The following is a 16,093-nucleotide window of genomic DNA, read 5'->3' on the forward strand; positions in this document are numbered from 1 at the left end:
GCGATGTGGTGATCAGCACCGTGCGCTTCCTGCAGACCAGCGCAGCGCAGATCGTGGCGGCGGTCAAAGCCGCCGGCGTCGAGCGCCTGCTGGTAGTGGGCGGCGCAGGCAGCCTTTACGTGGCACCGTGTCGAACACGGCGGCCTCGGTGGCGTCGAGTTCTTCGGCGCCGCCCGCCAGCATGGCCACCTGCCGGCCCGTGGCGATGGTCTCGTAGGCGTAGCCGATGCCGTGGCTACCCGACGTGCAGGCGCTCGACGTGGTCAGGATGCGCCCGGTCGTACCAAAGAAAAGCCCGATATTGACGGCCGTGGTGTGGGCCATCATGCGAATGTAGGTCGTGGCGTTGACGCCCTCGGTCGTGCGGTCGCTCATCATGCGCGCGAAGTCCTGCGCGGCCGAAGGCGTGCCGGCCGACGAACCGTATGCCACGCCCATCTGCCCACCCTTGACCAGCGGATGACCGGTCAGCCCGGCATCGGCCAGGGCAGCCTCGCTGGCCAGCACGGCCATCTGCGACACCCGGCCCATCGTGCGCATGAGCTTGCGCGTGTAGTGCGGCGGCAGCGTGAACGGGGGGACCGGCGCGCCAAGCTGGGTGTTCAGGCCGCGAATACCCGCCCAGGCGTCCATGCGCACGACGGCATTGCGGCCGCCGGCCAGGTGCCGGCGCACCGTCCCCCAGTCGTTGCCCAGCGCGCTGACGGCGCCCATGCCCGTCACAACCACCCGCTTCATCCGAACATGCCCCCGTTGACCGATATCACCTGCCGCGTAATGTAACCGGCATCGGCCGATAGCAGGAAGGCCACCGTTGCAGCTACCTCATCCGGGGTACCCAGGCGCCGGGCGGGAATGATCTTCAGCGCTTCTTCGCGCACGTGGGCCTCGACCATCTCGGTATCGATCAGCCCGGGTGCCACGCAATTGACCGTGATCTGCCGCTTGGCCAGTTCGATCGCCAGTGCCTTGGTGGCGCCGATGATGCCGGCCTTGGCCGCGCTGTAGTTGGCCTGGCCCCGGTTGCCGACGATGCCCGACACCGACGACAGCGTCACGATGCGCCCCGGCCGGCGGCGCTGCACCATCGGCATCACCACGGGATTGAGCACGTTGTAGAAGGCGTCGAGGTTGGTATGCACCACCTCGTCCCATTCCTCGCCGGTCATGGCCGGGAAGGCGGCGTCGCGTGCCAGGCCGGCATTGCACACCACCCCGTAATAGCAGCCGTGCTGCTCGATGTCGGCCAGCAGCGCATCGGCCGTGGCCTGGCGCTGGCTCACGTCGAAGGCCAGCACACGGGCATTGCGGCCGAACGCGCGCACGGCGTCGGCCACGGATTCGGCTTCGGCGCGGCTGGCACGACAATGCACCACCACGTCGTAGCCATCGCGCGCCAGGCGCAAGGCAATGGCCCGGCCGATGCCACGCGACGCGCCCGTCACGAGCACGGTCTGGTTCGTCATGTCTGCTGTCCTTCGAGGAAGACCCGCGCATCGGCGGGCACAAAAACGGAAACCGTGGCGCGTGCCACTTCCCTGCCGTCCTGCGTCAGCGTGCAGGCGAACATCGACAGGGCGCCGTCGGCCGCCACTTCGCCGGCCATCTCAAGCTGCACGCGGATCGTCAACACGCTGCCGGCCGCAAACGCCGGCACATCGCTCACGTAGCGCCGCGTGCCGAGCAGGAATCCGGGCACGGGCGAGCGACCTGCTTCGCGTGCCTGCATGCCGGCCCATGCCGCGATGGTCTGCGCCATGTACTCGACGCCGATCCATGCCGGCATGCCGGCATCGTCCACGAACAACTGCGTCGGCCGCACGGTGGCCCGGGCCACGCCATGCGTGGCATCGGCCTCCAGCAGTTCGTCGATCAGACGCATGGCGCCCGCGTGAGGCACCAGTTCGCCAACGGGCGGCAGCGGGTTCCGTGCAGTCGATAACGGATCGGCGGCAGTCATCTTTAGCCCTCGCTCATGACCAGCACGCAGTTGCTGCCGCCAAAGGCGAACGAGTTGCTCATGGCATGGCGCACCGGGCGACCCAGCGACTCGTCGGCGCCCACCACATGCAGCGGCGCGATATCGGGGTCGAGCGCGCCGTCCCACCAGTGCGCGGGCAGCCGGCCGCGCGGATTGCCGGTCAGCGTCAGGTACAGCAGCGCGGCCTCCACGGCCCCGGCCGCGCCCAGCGTGTGGCCGGTCTGCGGCTTGGTCGAGCTGACCGGAATATCCGCGCCGAACAGATCGGCCACGGCACGCGCCTCCATGGCGTCGTTCTGCTCGGTGGCCGTGCCGTGCAGGTTCAGGTAGTCGATGTCGCCCGGCTGCAGCCGCGCACGGGCCAGCGCCTGCTGCATCGCCGCACGGGCCCCGGCGCCCGTGGGGTCTGGCGCCGAAATATGATGGGCGTCGCCGGTTTCGCCCCAGCCGCTCAACCGTACCGGCCCGGGCTCGCGCGACATCAGGAACAGCGCCGCCCCTTCGCCCAGATTGATGCCCTGGCGATGTGCCGACAGCGGGTTGCAGCGCGCGGCGCTGACGGCCTCCAGCGCGCGGAACCCGGCAATCGTGAACGTGCAGAGCGTATCCACGCCACCGGCCACGGCTACGTCGACCACGCCCAGTTCCAGCAGCCGCGCCGCGGCGCTCAGCGACTTGGCGCTGGACGAGCACGCCGTGGAAATCGTATACGCCGGCCCTGCCGTGCCCAGCCGGCGTGCCAGGTAGCGCGCCGGAGAATCGAGTTCCTGCTGGCTGTAGTGGAAGCCCGCAGGAAACGCACCGGTGGCGGCACGGGCCCGCACCGCCAGTTCCCCTTCATGGATGCCCGACGTGCTGGTACCGAGCACGATGGCCACGCGCGTCGGGCCTGCCCGCGCGATGGCTGCGTCGACGGCGGCACGCAGCGGTGCCAGCGTGCGCTCCAGCACCGCGTTGTTGCGGCTGGCCTGCGACGGCGGCGTATCGGGCGGCAGGTCCGACACATCGACGGCTTCGGCCAGCACGCCCAGATGCAGCGCCGTGCCGGGCGTGTAGAGATCGGTGCTGGCGCCGCCAGAGGGGCCGTCGCTGCGCCAGAGCGCGGCCCGCACGGCATCGTTGCCGCTGCCCAGCGCGCACAGCACGTTCATGTCGTGCAGGTACACCGTCATCTCGCACTCCCGTTGTCACGCAAGGTACGAATGGTCAGCCGATAGCCGTCGCGCCGCTGGGTGAACAGCGTCGTGGCAGCATCGGGATATCGGATTTCCGCCACCACCTCGGTGCCGGCACGCAACTGTCGCACACCGTCGGCGGTATCCACCCGCCATCCAGCCGGCAGCGCGGCCTGGATCGCCGCCAGCGGCCAGAGCGACAGTTGCATGTCGCTCAGGATACGCTCGGGTTTCAACTCGGGTGGCGCCCACGGCGACCGCATCACGCGCAGGTCGTGGCCGTCCCAGTCGATGCGCGCCAGCACCTGGTTGCCCGCCATCGCCGCCAGCCGCGTGTGCGCCGCATCGGCTTCCAGCAGCGCCAGCATGTCGCGCGTCTGCTCGCCCTGTGGCGACGGATATTGCACCGTGATCTGCTGCTCCAGGCGCAGCGTGCGGCCCAGCGAGGCCGGCGACAGCCGCAGCAGCGGTGTATCTGCGGGATTCACCGCCCCGGCAGGGTTGGATGCCCCGGTCGTCGCGCAGCCGGCCACGCCCGCAGCCAGCACGCACGCGGCCATCAGCGACAGCAGGGAGACCGGGGTCAGGCGCCGCAAAGCTGCTCCACGACGCCAAGGCGCCGCCGCGCATCGGCCACGAACGGGTTGGACGTATCCCAGGCATAGCCGGCCAGGATCGACGAAATCATGCCGCGGATCTCGGCCGGCGAGTCGGGATGGAACAGCACGCGCTGGAAGCGTCCTTCGTACCACGCCTCGACAAACACGCGGAAACAGTCGACGCCAGCCTTCAGCGGCTTGGCGAAGTCCGCTTCCCAGTCGACCGTCTCGCCGGCCAGCTGGCGCACCAGGCAGGCGGCGGCCAGGCTGGCCGACTTGAACGCGATGGTCACGCCCGACGAAAACACGGGGTCCAGGAACTCGCCCGCGTTGCCAAGCAGCGCATAGCCGTTGCCCCACAGTGAACTGACATTGGCCGCGTAGCCCGCGATCTGGCGCGCCGGGGTGTCCCACTGCGCGTTCTCGAGCAGCGCGGCCAGCCCCGGTTCCTCGTTGACCAGCGCCTGCAGCTTCGTCATCTCGTCGCCGTCGTACTGGTCGAGGAACGTCTTCTCGGCCACGACGCCAAGCGAACAGCGGCCATTGGAAAACGGGATCGTCCAGTACCAGACATCGTCATGCTCGGGATGCACGCCCACCCGGATCTTGTTGCGGTCGAACGTGCCGGCCGGAATGCCATCGGCCACGTGCGTGAAGATGGCAGCCCGCACCGGGAAGTTCGACGGCGATTCGAGCTTGAGCAGTCGCGGCAGGATGCGCCCGAAGCCGGAAGCATCGAGCAGGAACTTCGCCTGCACGGCGTAGCGTTCGCCATCGTCGCCGCAAACCGTCACCACCGGCTGCGCACCGCTGACATCAACGGCCTCCACCACATGGCGGAAGCGCACTTCGGCGCCCTGCTTCTGGGCCTCGCGAATCAGCACGTCGTCGAAATGCGCGCGCTGCACCTGGTACGTGGTGCCCCAGCCGGGCGAGAATTTCTCGCGGAAGTCGAAGTCGGTGTAGCGGTCGCCGCGCGCGAACGCCGCGCCGTTCTTGTACTGGAAGCCCGCTTCCACCACGGCCTGCAGCATGCCGGCCTCTTCGATATAGGCCATGCTTTGCGGCAGCAGGCTTTCGCCAATCGAGAAGCGCGGGAAGGTTTCCTTTTCCAGCACCAGCACGCCGATGCCGTGCCGGCGCAGCAGCCCGGCAGCCACGGAGCCGGCCGGGCCGGCCCCCACGATCACGACTTCGGCTTGTTCGGTCTTCATCAATCCTCTCCTGTTGTCCCGCGCCTATCGGGCGGCGGGTCTGAACCATGGCGACAGCACCCAGACCGCGCCCACGCCCGACAGCATCGTCATGCCGAACGCGTGCAGCGCCGGCGTGGACGACAGCGCCAGCAACCCGAACGCCAGCAGCGTGCTGGCCGCGCCCAGGACGATGGCCGTCCACGACACGCCATCGCCAGGATGTTCGAGCAAGAAAATGCCGTAGTCGACGCCAACGCCCAGCAGCAGCGCCAGCGCCAGAATCGAGAACAGTTGCAGCGGCACGTGCAGCCAGCCCAGCACGGCCACACTGAACGCCGCCGCCAGCAGCGTCGGGGCCAGCGCGCGCCAGCCGGACAGCCCGTAGCGCCACGCCAGCAGCAGCCCCACCACGCCGGCGCCGGCCAGCAGCAGCCAGCTCATCAGCACGCGGTAGTGATGCAGCAGCGACGAAAAATCGGCCACGCGGTCCACCCATTCGGCGCCGGGCACCTGGCGCACCGTGGCGGCGATGGCGGGAATCTCCGACACATTGTCCAGGCCGCGCAGCAGCATCACGCTGGCGTAGCCGTGGCCCTCGCGATCCAGCCACAGGTGGCGCAGCGTGTCGGACACGGGATTGGCCAGCCAGGCCTGCAGCGTCAGCCCATCGCCGGCTGGCGCGGCCACGGGCGCGGCAATCGTGCCGCCCAGCGTCCTGGCCACCCGTTCGCGCACCGCCGCCTCCTGGCGGTCGGCCAGCGCCGCGTCGGCACGCTGCCGGGCCGCTGAGGGCACCCAGTCCGAGATCGCCACGAATCCGCCGAACGCATGGCGATCACGCGCGCCGGCCAGGCTTGCCTTGACCGCTTCCTCGCGTGCCAGTACCTCGTCGGGCGTGGCGCCGCGCACCAGCACGAACTGTGCAGGGCTGGGCGTGCCCAGCAGCCGGCCAATGGTGCGTTGTGCCTCTATCAGCGCCGGCGGCGAACTCTGCAGCTGGCGCACGTCATCGACCACGCGCACCTGCCACACCCCGCCCACGATAAACAGCGCCAGCAGGCCCAGCGCCACCCAGGTGCGGCGATCGTTGCGCACCTGCGGCCAGCGCGCCAGGCTATCGGCCAGCCATGTGGACAGCCGGGTCTGGCGCGGCGTGCCGCGATCCAGCAGCGGAAACCAGAACGCCACGGTCAGGAAGGCCCCGGTCAGCCCCACCGCCGAAAACAGTGCCATCTGCCGCAGGCCGGGGAACGGTGCGATGCCAAGGGCCAGATACGCCATCACGCTGGTCAGCAGCGCCAACGACAGGCCAGGCAGCAGGAATCGCATCACCGACGGCGGCGTGGCGCGCGGCATGGCCTGGCGCGTGACAAAGTAATGGATGCCGAAATCCTCCGCCACGCCCATCAGGCTGGCGCCGAACACCAGCGCAATCAGGTGCACGCGGTCGAACACCACGGCGGTGGCGGAAATGGCCATGGCCGTGCCGATCAGCAGCGACAGGCCCACCAGCAGGATGGGTCGCAGCGAGCGGAAAGCCATCCACACCAGCAACAGCACCGCCGCCAGCGAGCCCCAGCCGATGACGTTCATTTCCCAGTTGGCCTGCGACGCCGCTGCCTCGGCGTGCAGCGGAATGCCGGCCATGATCACGCGCACGGCGCTGTCGCGCCCTGGCCCGCCCTGTGCTTCGCCTTGTGCCCCGCCTTGTGCCCCATCCCGCGCGGCCGCTTCGCCCTTGCCAAGCAGGTCGCCGTAGTCGGTGTTGCCGTTCGCGGAAAAGCCCGACTTGGCCGTGCGGAACGTCAGCACGATCCAGTCCTTGCCGTCGCCGGTCACCGTCGCCATGCCGTCGCGCTCGCGCACCCGCGTAGCCGCCGCACGGTCAAGCCACCACTGCTGCCACAGGCCCAGCGGATCGGCCGCCCATTCGGTGAGCTGGGGGCCCATCGAGAACTGGTAAAGCCGCGTCACGGCCTGCTGGGCCAGCGCATCGGGGCTTTCGGAAGACAACTGCTGGCGCTGCGCGTCGGTCAGCAGCCGGTCTCGCCAAGGGCGATAGAACGCCAGCGCCGCGTCGAAATTGAAAGCGCCGAGCTTGTCCTGCGGTTGCAGCAGCGCGTTGCCCGGCCCCACGGCCTGGCGGAAGCGCTCGGCGGCGGCGCGTGTGCGGGCCCAGTCGTCGGCGCCGACCAGCACCACCACCTCGCGCGACACGCCTTCGCCAAGCTGCCGCAGCACGCGATCCGCCGTGGCGGTGCGCGCGCTGGTCGGCAACAGCGCCATCACGTCGGTATCGAGCCGCGACGCGCGCCAGAACTGGAACTGATGCACCGCCACGGCGATCACCAGCAACAGCCACGCGATAGCCAGCACGCGGTCTCGCCGCGTGAGCCCACCCTGCATCGCGAGACCGCCGGCCGCATTACTCAAAGCGCTGCTCCTCGGCGGCATCGAGCCGGTTCGCGGCCACAGGGTTGATCATCTTCACCACCGTGCTGTCGCCGCCGGCTTCCTCCAGCTTTACGTCGCGTACGTACTGGTCGCCCGACAGCTCGATCCGGGCGAACGCGCGCCGCGTGCCGGCATCGGTCGGCGTCAGGGTCAGCGTCCAACCCTTGCTGCCAACGAGCTTGCCGGTCACCGCGAACCGGCCCGACAAACTACGGAAATCGCCGCGCAGCATGGCAATCATCGATTCCCCCACCACGCGCATGGCGGGCTGGGCATCGGCACGCATCTGCTGCTGCACCTTGCCGTCGGCGCCACGCATGACCAGCTTTTCGGGCGTGACCAGCAGGCTCGACGGCACGGGATCGCGCGTCGTCCACACCACGCCCCGGCCACGGGCGACGACAAAGTCGCCGTGCGATACCAGCGGATTGCTGAAGCCGGCCAGCCGGCGCGTCTGCTCGAACTGGCCACGGATCACCGGCGCATCGGTCAGCCGCGCGGCCACCGCCGCCGGCAAGTCTTCTGCATGCAGGGAGGGCACGGCCAGGCCACCCAGAGTGGTAAGGGCGGCAAGGGTCCGCAGCAGGCTGCGGCGCATCATGTCGGGACGCATCATCCCTGGACTCCAAGTCGTTGCAACAGGATGGGCGGGTTGGCGTACAGCATCTCCTGCGTGGCCATGTCCACGGCCACCTGAATCGAATAGCCCCGGGTCAGTCGCTGGCCGCTGGACGCGTCGCGCGCCTCGTAATGGATCTTGAGCCGGTGCTCCCATTCGGCAAACGTGGCGCGCACGATCACCGACTGGCCATAGCGCAACGGCCGCACGTACTTGACGCGGATGTCGATGATGGGCCACGCATAGCCCGATTCGCGCATCTGCGGGTAGTCGTAGTCGATCTGCTGCAGCAGCGCGCAGCGCGCGAGTTCAAAGTAGCGCAGGTAGTTGCCATGCCAGACCACGTCCATCGGATCGAGGTCGTGGAAAGCCGGCGTCAGTTCGATTTCATGACTGAGGATGTTCGGCATCTTGGTCGCGCCCGGTCTGCGAGGGGTCCAGCCGGCCGACGCTGATCGGATCCCGGGCCCAGAAGTCGTAGAAATTGAACCAGTCGTACGGCGAGCGCACCACCAGCAGTTCCAGCCAGGCCACATAGCGCTGCGCCAGTTCCACTAGCCGCGCCTCGCGCGCGGCACGCGGCAGCGCCACGCTGCGCGCCAGTTCGGTAAAGCGGATCACGTGGCCATTGCCGGCGCGCACGCAGCCCATGGCGAACAGCGGGCACTTGAGCAGCGCCGCCAGCACGTAGGGCCCCACCGGAAAACGGGCGGGCGCGCCCAGGAACGGCACGCTCACGGCCCGCCCGCCATGCGCGGGCGCCCGGTCGCCGGCAATCGCCACGAACTCGCCGGCCTGCACGCGGGCCGACAGTTCGAGCGCCGTGGCCGGCGAGATATCGTCGATCTGGTACAGCTGCAGCATCGCGTCGGGGTCGAGCCGGGCCAGGACGCGATTGAACTGCTCCGCGTGGGCCGAATGCACCAGCACCGTCAGCCGCAACCCGTCGATGCGGTTGGCCATGGCACGGCACAGCTCCAGGCAACCCACGTGGGCAGTCATGATGATGCCGCCCTGCCCGCTGGCAATCTGCCTGAGCAGCACGTCGCCGCCTTCCTTGGACACGTGCTCGAACCGGTAGCGGCCGCCGATGGCCAGCAGCTTGTCGAGGATCGTGTCGCCGAACGAGAACAGGTGATTCAGCGAATGGCGCCACGTGGGCCGCGTGCCGATGGCGCCGGTGGCCGCCTCCAGCCGGCGCAGATAGTCCGTCGAGGAACGGCGCGCCAGCGGATAGGCCAGCCAGTAATACGCCACCACCGGCACCATCACGATCCGGAACAGCACCCGGCCGAACACCCGGTACAGCGCGTACAGCAGCCAGATGCCCCAGACGCAGGTGACCTCGCCGATGGCGCTCCAGTGCTGCGAGCGCCGCGACGGTCCGGATGGCTCCGAAGGCCCGGACGGTCCCGAGGGCCCCGGCGGGGACGAGGAAGAATCGGGTTGGACGATACTCATGCCGTCCTCACCTTGCGCCACAGCAGCGACGGCGCACGCCAGATCATGCCCACGAACAGCCGCGTCAGCATGCCGGCGATCAGCAGGTTGTCCTGCAGCATGCGGAAGTGCGACACGCCGTCGCTGGGGTAAGTGACCCGCGTGGGCACGTTGACCACCGGCGCCCCGCGCCAGTACAGACGCACGATCACCTCGGTATCGAACTCCATGTGGTGGCCCAGGCGGCTGTCGGCCATCAGCTTCGTCACGGCGGGCAGCGGATACACGCGCAGGCCACACATCGAATCGCGGATATCGAACGACAGCGTGATCAGCCACACCATCACGTGGGTCAGGTAGCGGAAATAGAACCGGTGCGTGGGCACGGTGTCGTCGTACACCGGATAGCCCGCGATTACCGCGTCCGGGTGCGACTGCGCCAGATCCAGGAAGCGCGGAACGTCGTTGGCGTCGTGCTGGCCGTCGGCGTCGATCTGCAGCGCGTGCGTATAGCCGAGCCGGGCCGCCGTGCGGAAGCCGGTCATCATCGCGGCGCCCTTGCCCTGGTTCTGCGGCAGCCGCTCCAGCAGCACGCGCTCCGGATGGGCGTCGGCAATCTGGCGCAGCACCGCCTCGCACGCGGGCCCGCTGCCATCGTCCACCAGCAGGCAGGGCCACGGATGGCGCAGGATCGCCTCGACCATGGCGCCAATGGCATGCTCATGGTCGTAGACCGGAACCAGCACGATGGGACGGAATACTGCGCTCATGAAGCGTCTGGATGAAATACGATCTTGCCGCTCGCGTGCGGGCCGGCATCGGAGGTCAATCGGAAACCGAGCACGCATTCGGCCGGCTGCCAGGCCAGCGCGAGCCTGACGCGGGTGCCGGGGCGGATGACGGCCTGGAACTTGAGCATGTCGAGCCGCGCGAAACGCTCGCGCGGCGGAATGGCAAGCCGCTCGGGCGCCAGCGCCATGACCCAGTCCACCTGGGCCACGCCAGGCACCACCGGCATGCCGGGAAAGTGACCGTCGAACACGGCCAGGTCGTCGGCGATGTCCAGATCGGCCTGCGCGGAGGTGGCATCCGCCGCCACCCAGCGCACCGCCGGCACGGTATGACGGAACAGTTCGCGCAGCATGGCATCGGTGGTCTTGCCCTGCGCATTGGCGGGCAACTCGCGCGGAAACACCCAGCGGCGCGGCAGGGCCAGCGGATCGACGGCCGGGGCCAGGCACTGGCGCAACGCGCGCACCACGGCGGGCCGCCCTGCCCCGTCCAGCAGGCGCTGACCGGCATCGTCCAGCACCACCACGGCGCCGACGCGCTCGCCCACAGCCGTGGCGATCATCGCCACGCGGGCCTCGCGCACCAGCGGCGACGTGGCCAGGCGCTGTTCGACGGCCGTCAGCGAAATGCGTTTTTCCTCGATCTTGACGATGCGGTCGGCCCGGCCGGCCAGCACGAAGCCGCCGTCCTGTGTGGGCAGCGCGCGATCGGCGCAGACGTACCAGTCGTCATCGGCAAGGTGCGCGGAGCGTACGGCAAGGTGGCCGTCCTGCAGTCGCCAGGCCACGTCAGGCAGCGGCGTCCAGGCATCGTTGTGAAGCTGGCGCTGCCGCCACGCGATGCCGCCGGTTTCGGAACTGCCGAACACCTCGATGGGCGACACGCCAGCCAGGCGCAACACGTCTGCCGACGCCTCGGCTGGCAACGGTCCGCCCGACGAGAACACCGCGCGCAGGACGCCCCGCGTGGCCGTCCAGTCGAGCCCGGCTGGCATCCGCCGGAGATGGGCAGGACTGCTGACCAGGATGGCCGGGCGCGGATCGGCGGCGCACTGGCTCACCAGTTCCTCCAGAAACGCCAGGCGGCTCTGCGGGATGGCGCGGCCAGCGGCGAGTGGCCACAGGATCGTGAACAGCAAGCCATAGATATGCTGGTGCGACACCGTGGTCAGTATCCGCACGTCGGCGGGCAGCCGCGCGCCGAACGCCTGTTGCAGCGCGCGCAGCTCGGCATCGAGCTGGGCGAGCCGCTTCGGCAGCGCCACGGGTGCGCCAGTGGAGCCCGACGTGAACAGCGTGACCCAGGTATCGTCCGGGGACAGCGGGGGCCAGTCGAAGGCGGGTTCGGCACCCGGCAAGCCGGCCTCGGCCTGCAGGCCTTCGGGCAGGTCGCCAGCCAGGCCGTCGACGGTGTCGCGCAGGGCCGCGAGGGTCTCCGCGCGATTGTCGCCTGGCAACACCACTTGCTTGCCGGCATGCCATGCGCCTAGCAGCGCAGCCGCAAATGGCTCAGGCTGGTCCAGGTACAGCGCCCAGCGCTGCCCGGCCTGCGCCGCGAACGCCTGGCGCCAGCCTGCCACGCGGGCCACAAAGTCTGCCGCCCCGGCCTGCGTGGCCAGCCGCGACATCGCGCCTGTCACGCCTGTCACGCCTGCCACGCCGCTCACGCCACTCACGCCGCCCGGACCCATCGCGCGCTCAACCATGATGGCCCTCCGCATGACGGGCCCTGACGCGCTGGCGCACCAGCCATTCGCCGGCAAACATCGCGCCGATCAGGCCATAGGCGATCGCCCCGTTATAGAGCGCCCAAACCCGGTCGCTCGCGGCAAACGCGGTGATGGCGGCCATCGTGCCATTGCAGACGAAGAACACGCACCAGGCCTGCGTCACCCGGCGCGTGTAGGCCACGCCGTGCGCAGGCAGGTCTGGCTCACGCAGGCGCGCCAGCCGCTCGACCAGCGTGGGGGGATAGGCCAGGCTCCAGCCAAACACGCCGAGCAGCGCCACGTTCACGAGTACGGGATAGATTTTCAAGGGCAATGCGTGATCGGAGACCAGCACCACGGCAGCCAGCAGACCCGCCAGCAAGGCCAGCGCACGCCAGCCGGCCTGGCGGCTGGTGGTGGCGCGCAGCAGCGCGAGCGCCAACAGCGCCAGCGCCATTACGCGCGGCGAGTAGTGCTGCAAGCCAAAATAGATCACGAGCGGGTATGCCATCGTCAGCAGCCCCAGGCCCCATTTGCGCCATGCCATGCTGATCCGGTGTCAGGCGGTGGCCGCCGGTGAATCGATCAATTGCGCGAGCGTTTTCACCACATCTCCCACAGTTCTTACCGACTTGAATTGTTCCGGTTTCAGGGGGTGGTCCAACATCGGTTTCAGTCTGACAAGCAGGTCTACCGCATCGATGCTGTCGATATCGAGATCGTCGTAGAGGCGAGCTTCGGGCGTGATCCGCCCGGGCGCGATCTCGAACATCTGCTCGAGCACCGCGGCCACGCGTGCAAGGATTTCATCGTGCGTCATGATTCGCTCCGCATTCCCGTCATGCAAAGTGCCTGATGCGTCGCAATTCAGCTTGCGGACTTGTCGCGTTGCGACGCCACATAGGCGGCCAGCGTGGCCACGCTGGCAAAGCGGGCGCGCATTTCTTCCTTGTCGCCCTTCATCGTGATGCCGTACTTCTTCTGCAGCGCGAGGCCAAGCTCCAGCGCATCGATCGAATCGAGGCCAAGTCCCTCGACGAACAGCGGTGCCTCGGCATCGATATCGTCAGGCGCGATGTCTTCGAGCGACAACGACGCGATGATGAGTTCCTTGATTTCCTGTTCAAGCGCCTTCACGGCGGATCTCCCTCGTAAAAAAGTCGGATAGTGAGCGGTTCAGACGCCGCACCGCCTGCACGGCTTCGGTTTCAACGGGCATCCACGGTTCCACGCTGACATCGGGATGGACATCGATCTCGTAGCAGGGCCGGCGGGCCGGCACGCGGTACCACTTGTCTCCTTTTGTCAGCGTAGGCGGTTCGCAGCGAATCACCACAGGCGTCAGGTCAAAGCCACCCCGCACGGCCACGTTGGCGGCGCCGCGCTGCAACTGCAGCGGTTCGCCCGGCCGCGTGCGCGTGCCTTCCGGAAAAATGATCAGGTTGCTGCCGGCGCGCAGCGACGCGATGCAGTCTTCCACCATCGCGACGCCCCCGGCGTCGTTGCGAATCCAGCCGGTGGCCGCCACGGCAGCACCTGTAAACGGGTTGCGGGCCAGGTCGGCCTTGACCACGCAATCGGCGCCGCGCGTCAGCGTCATCAGGAACACGATGTCGATCAGCGACGGATGATTGGCCACGATCAGCAATCCGCCGCGCCGCAGCCGCTCGCCATTGCGCACGCGGTATTCGATGACGCCGAGACGGCACATCAGCCAGAGAAAGCCTGTGAGTGTGTAATGAATCACATTTCGGCACACGCGACGATGCGTATCGGCCGACCACGGCATCAGCGACAGAAGCGGAAACACCACCAGGCGGACCAGCAGTCCGCCAATACCGAAAATGATGAAGCACAGCGCGGTGGCCAGTACCCGCCAGCCGCGTTCGATGCGGTCAGCCATGTCGCTGCCACCTCCATGCGGCGTTCTCGCCACAATGCAGCAACATTGGCTCGTCCGTCAGGACAAAGCGCAGCACGTCGAGGCTGTGCGGCAGCAAGGCAGGCGGGCGCGGGGCGTCCAGGCTGTCCGGCTCGATGATTTCCAGGCTGAAGGTCGGGTGGGTGCCGTCCGGCTTGCCAATGTGCCAGGCCCAGCCGAACAGGCATTGCGGCTCGTCGGCAAAATCCAGATAAGGGGCCGGGAGCGGCGTGTCATAGCAGACCACCAGCACCTCGTCAGCGCCCTCGCCCAGCAGCGCGCAGGCTTCGACCAGTGCGTTTTCGGTGGTATCCCGCCCGGCAGAGAGGGCCTGCATGTTCGAGGGATCGCGACGATCGATCGAGAACATGGCGCCGATGGCGTTGTGGACGGACAAGCCGAAGGCCGTCGGCGACAGCGGCTGGCTATTGGCCAGTTCGCCGAGCATTTCGTAGGCCCGGTGGGAATCGCCGTGACGGGAGGCAAAGACGGCCGGCATGGCCTTCGGCTTCCCAGTTGCCTGGTCAACAGCGCCGATGTCGTAAGCCGGATGCAGCGCGGCGCGGCCGGTGACATTGACGCGACGGCGCAGCATGGGCGCCATCGCCGCCAGCGGGGGCAGGTCGGCCCCTTCTGGCAACCATGGCGCCTGGCTCCAGGCCTGCCAGTCGGCGGGGGTCTGCAATGCCGGCGCACAGGCGGCCCATGCGCGAATGTCGAATTGAAGTGCCATGCCGTGCGCGTGGGGAAATAAGTGATCCAGTCTGCCGCCAGCATGCGATATGTGGGCGGCGACGCATTCTCCCATGCCACCGATAGCGCTAGCTGTGCCAGAACGTAACTGGAATGCAAAATTGTAACAAGGCAGATGCAGCACTCGGCCGGATCTGCCCTGTCGTTTCCCCTACTACCGCACGCGATGGCGGCCCGGCGTTCAGCGCGGCGCGGGCAGGATCTGGCCGGTTACCTGCCCGAAACCAACGCGGTAGCCATCGCCCTGGCACCAGCCGGTCATGGTCACCGTATCGCCATCTTCCAGGAAGCCCCGCGTAACGCCATCGGCCAGCGTCACGCGCTCGGCGCCATTGCGGGTCGTTTCCAGCAGGCTGCCGAACGAGTCCGGCGTCGTGCCGCTGATCGTGCCCGAGCCCATCAGATCCCCCACGCGCACGTTGCAGCCCGACACCGTGTGGTGCGCCAGCTGCTGCGCCATGGTCCAGTACATCGCCTTGAAGTTGGTGCGGCAAACGGTCGTGGCCGTGGCCGCGCCCTGCGGTTGCAGCGCGACTTCCAGGTCAATGTCGTACGCGTTGCGCGCCGGCTGCTGCAGGTACGCCAGCGGTTCGGGCGATTGCGCCGGGTTCTCGCTGCGGAACGGGTCGAGGGCTTCCATCGTGACCACCCACGGCGAAATCGACGTACCGAAGCCCTTGCTGTTGAACGGCCCCAGCGGCACGTATTCCCATTGCTGGATGTCGCGGGCGCTCCAGTCGTTCAGGATCACCATGCCGAACATGTGGGCAGGCGCATCGGCGGTACTGACCGGCTCGCCCAGGTTCGACGGCTTGCCGACGATGAACGCCATCTCCAGCTCGTAGTCGAGCTTGCGGCACGGGCTGAACACCGGGCGCGCGTCGTCGGGCAGCTTGATCTGGCCATTGGGGCGACGCAACGACGTGCCGCTGACCACCACCGAACTGGCGCGGCCGTTGTAGCCGATCGGAATCTCCAGCCAGTTCGGCAGCAACGCGTTGGCCGGATCGCGGAACATGCGGCCCACATTGGTGGCGTGCTCGCGCGACGAATAAAAATCCGTGTAGCCGGGAATGTCGACCGGCAGGTGAAGCGTCGCCGCCGACATCGGCACCAGGGCCTTGTCGCGCAGTGCGCCGTTGCCGGCGAGCGTCTGGTTGTCGGCGGACAGCAAGGCCGTCAGCGCGGCGCGCGTCTCGGTCCACACCGGCTTGCCCAGCGCAATAAAGCGGTTCAGGTTCGGCGCGGCAAAGGCGCCCTTCGCGGCGGCGGGCAGCAGGCCGGCATCGTCCAGCGCGGACAGGTCCAGCACCTGGTCGCCGATTGCGACGCCCACGCGCGGCGCGCCGTTGCCAATCGAAAAGATGCCGTATGGCAGGTTCTGTGGCGAGAAATGGGTCTGGCCGTCGTTGGCCGAGGCAATCCAGCTGGTCTTGGGGGCGGTCATTGTTCTGG

General features: G+C 68.3%; 17 protein-coding genes and 2 pseudogenes. 1 reads left to right on the forward strand and 18 read right to left on the reverse strand.

The window, feature by feature from the left end:
• Positions 1 to 128 (forward strand): annotated as a pseudogene (locus CYJ10_RS34815) (NAD(P)-dependent oxidoreductase); the annotation flags it as partial.
• Here CYJ10_RS34815 and CYJ10_RS17285 read toward each other — a convergent pair.
• The 18 genes and pseudogenes from CYJ10_RS17285 to fahA form a co-directional block, all read right to left on the reverse strand.
• Positions 124 to 738 (reverse strand): annotated as a pseudogene (locus CYJ10_RS17285) (beta-ketoacyl synthase N-terminal-like domain-containing protein); the annotation flags it as partial. The pseudogenes CYJ10_RS34815 and CYJ10_RS17285 overlap by 5 nt on opposite strands.
• Positions 735 to 1,466, reverse strand: a complete 732-nt coding sequence (fabG, locus tag CYJ10_RS17290; protein ID WP_101682722.1) for a 3-oxoacyl-ACP reductase FabG — start codon at positions 1,464 to 1,466, stop codon at positions 735 to 737. The pseudogene CYJ10_RS17285 and the gene fabG, both read right to left, overlap by 4 nt.
• On the reverse strand, positions 1,463 to 1,960 hold the full coding sequence (locus CYJ10_RS17295) for an ApeP family dehydratase (protein WP_101682723.1): 498 nt from the start codon (positions 1,958 to 1,960) through the stop codon (positions 1,463 to 1,465). Before CYJ10_RS17295 ends, fabG begins: the two co-directional genes overlap by 4 nt.
• Before the next feature lie 2 nt (positions 1,961 to 1,962).
• Positions 1,963 to 3,153 carry a beta-ketoacyl-ACP synthase gene (locus tag CYJ10_RS17300; RefSeq protein WP_101682724.1) on the reverse strand — a complete coding sequence of 397 codons (1,191 nt, stop codon included), beginning with the start codon at positions 3,151 to 3,153 and terminating at the stop codon, positions 1,963 to 1,965.
• Complete coding sequence (locus CYJ10_RS17305; protein ID WP_101682725.1) at positions 3,150 to 3,752, reverse strand: DUF3261 domain-containing protein; 603 nt, start codon at positions 3,750 to 3,752, stop codon at positions 3,150 to 3,152. Before CYJ10_RS17305 ends, CYJ10_RS17300 begins: the two co-directional genes overlap by 4 nt.
• Positions 3,740 to 4,969 (reverse strand): NAD(P)/FAD-dependent oxidoreductase, encoded by a 1,230-nt coding sequence (locus tag CYJ10_RS17310; protein ID WP_101682726.1) that lies wholly within the window; start codon positions 4,967 to 4,969, stop codon positions 3,740 to 3,742. The genes CYJ10_RS17305 and CYJ10_RS17310 overlap by 13 nt, the downstream gene beginning before the upstream one ends.
• Before the next feature lie 24 nt (positions 4,970 to 4,993).
• Positions 4,994 to 7,384, reverse strand: a complete 2,391-nt coding sequence (locus CYJ10_RS17315) for an MMPL family transporter (RefSeq protein ID WP_257993388.1) — start codon at positions 7,382 to 7,384, stop codon at positions 4,994 to 4,996.
• Positions 7,377 to 8,021 (reverse strand): LolA family protein, encoded by a 645-nt coding sequence (locus CYJ10_RS17320; protein ID WP_257993389.1) that lies wholly within the window; start codon positions 8,019 to 8,021, stop codon positions 7,377 to 7,379. The genes CYJ10_RS17315 and CYJ10_RS17320 overlap by 8 nt, the downstream gene beginning before the upstream one ends.
• The gene (locus tag CYJ10_RS17325; protein WP_101682728.1) at positions 8,018 to 8,434 is read right to left on the reverse strand and encodes an acyl-CoA thioesterase; all 417 of its coding nucleotides are present in this window, start codon (positions 8,432 to 8,434) and stop codon (positions 8,018 to 8,020) included. Before CYJ10_RS17325 ends, CYJ10_RS17320 begins: the two co-directional genes overlap by 4 nt.
• Positions 8,412 to 9,485, reverse strand: coding sequence for an LpxL/LpxP family acyltransferase (locus CYJ10_RS17330; RefSeq protein ID WP_146002070.1), 1,074 nt, complete (start codon positions 9,483 to 9,485; stop codon positions 8,412 to 8,414). The genes CYJ10_RS17325 and CYJ10_RS17330 overlap by 23 nt, the downstream gene beginning before the upstream one ends.
• Positions 9,482 to 10,234, reverse strand: a complete 753-nt coding sequence (locus CYJ10_RS17335) for a glycosyltransferase family 2 protein (protein ID WP_101682729.1) — start codon at positions 10,232 to 10,234, stop codon at positions 9,482 to 9,484. Before CYJ10_RS17335 ends, CYJ10_RS17330 begins: the two co-directional genes overlap by 4 nt.
• Positions 10,231 to 11,961, reverse strand: coding sequence for an AMP-binding protein (locus CYJ10_RS17340; RefSeq protein ID WP_257993390.1), 1,731 nt, complete (start codon positions 11,959 to 11,961; stop codon positions 10,231 to 10,233). The genes CYJ10_RS17335 and CYJ10_RS17340 overlap by 4 nt, the downstream gene beginning before the upstream one ends.
• Positions 11,954 to 12,511: a COG4648 family protein gene (locus tag CYJ10_RS17345; RefSeq protein WP_101682731.1), complete on the reverse strand. Its 558-nt coding sequence runs from the start codon at positions 12,509 to 12,511 to the stop codon at positions 11,954 to 11,956. The genes CYJ10_RS17340 and CYJ10_RS17345 overlap by 8 nt, the downstream gene beginning before the upstream one ends.
• A gap of 12 nt (positions 12,512 to 12,523) precedes the next feature.
• On the reverse strand, positions 12,524 to 12,784 hold the full coding sequence (locus CYJ10_RS17350; protein WP_101682732.1) for an acyl carrier protein: 261 nt from the start codon (positions 12,782 to 12,784) through the stop codon (positions 12,524 to 12,526).
• A 47-nt stretch (positions 12,785 to 12,831) separates the two neighbouring features.
• Positions 12,832 to 13,101 (reverse strand): phosphopantetheine-binding protein, encoded by a 270-nt coding sequence (locus tag CYJ10_RS17355; protein ID WP_101682733.1) that lies wholly within the window; start codon positions 13,099 to 13,101, stop codon positions 12,832 to 12,834.
• Entirely contained in the window at positions 13,088 to 13,867 is a 780-nt protein-coding gene (locus CYJ10_RS17360; RefSeq protein WP_101682734.1) for a lysophospholipid acyltransferase family protein, read from the reverse strand. Before CYJ10_RS17360 ends, CYJ10_RS17355 begins: the two co-directional genes overlap by 14 nt.
• Complete coding sequence (locus tag CYJ10_RS17365; protein ID WP_101682735.1) at positions 13,860 to 14,618, reverse strand: beta-ketoacyl synthase chain length factor; 759 nt, start codon at positions 14,616 to 14,618, stop codon at positions 13,860 to 13,862. The genes CYJ10_RS17360 and CYJ10_RS17365 overlap by 8 nt, the downstream gene beginning before the upstream one ends.
• Positions 14,619 to 14,819: 201 nt before the next feature.
• Positions 14,820 to 16,085 carry a fumarylacetoacetase gene (gene fahA, locus CYJ10_RS17370; RefSeq protein WP_101682736.1) on the reverse strand — a complete coding sequence of 422 codons (1,266 nt, stop codon included), beginning with the start codon at positions 16,083 to 16,085 and terminating at the stop codon, positions 14,820 to 14,822.
• Positions 16,086 to 16,093 lie beyond the last annotated feature (8 nt).

Origin of the sequence: Cupriavidus pauculus (assembly GCF_002858765.1) — a bacterium.
GTDB classification, from domain to species: domain Bacteria; phylum Pseudomonadota; class Gammaproteobacteria; order Burkholderiales; family Burkholderiaceae; genus Cupriavidus; species Cupriavidus pauculus_B.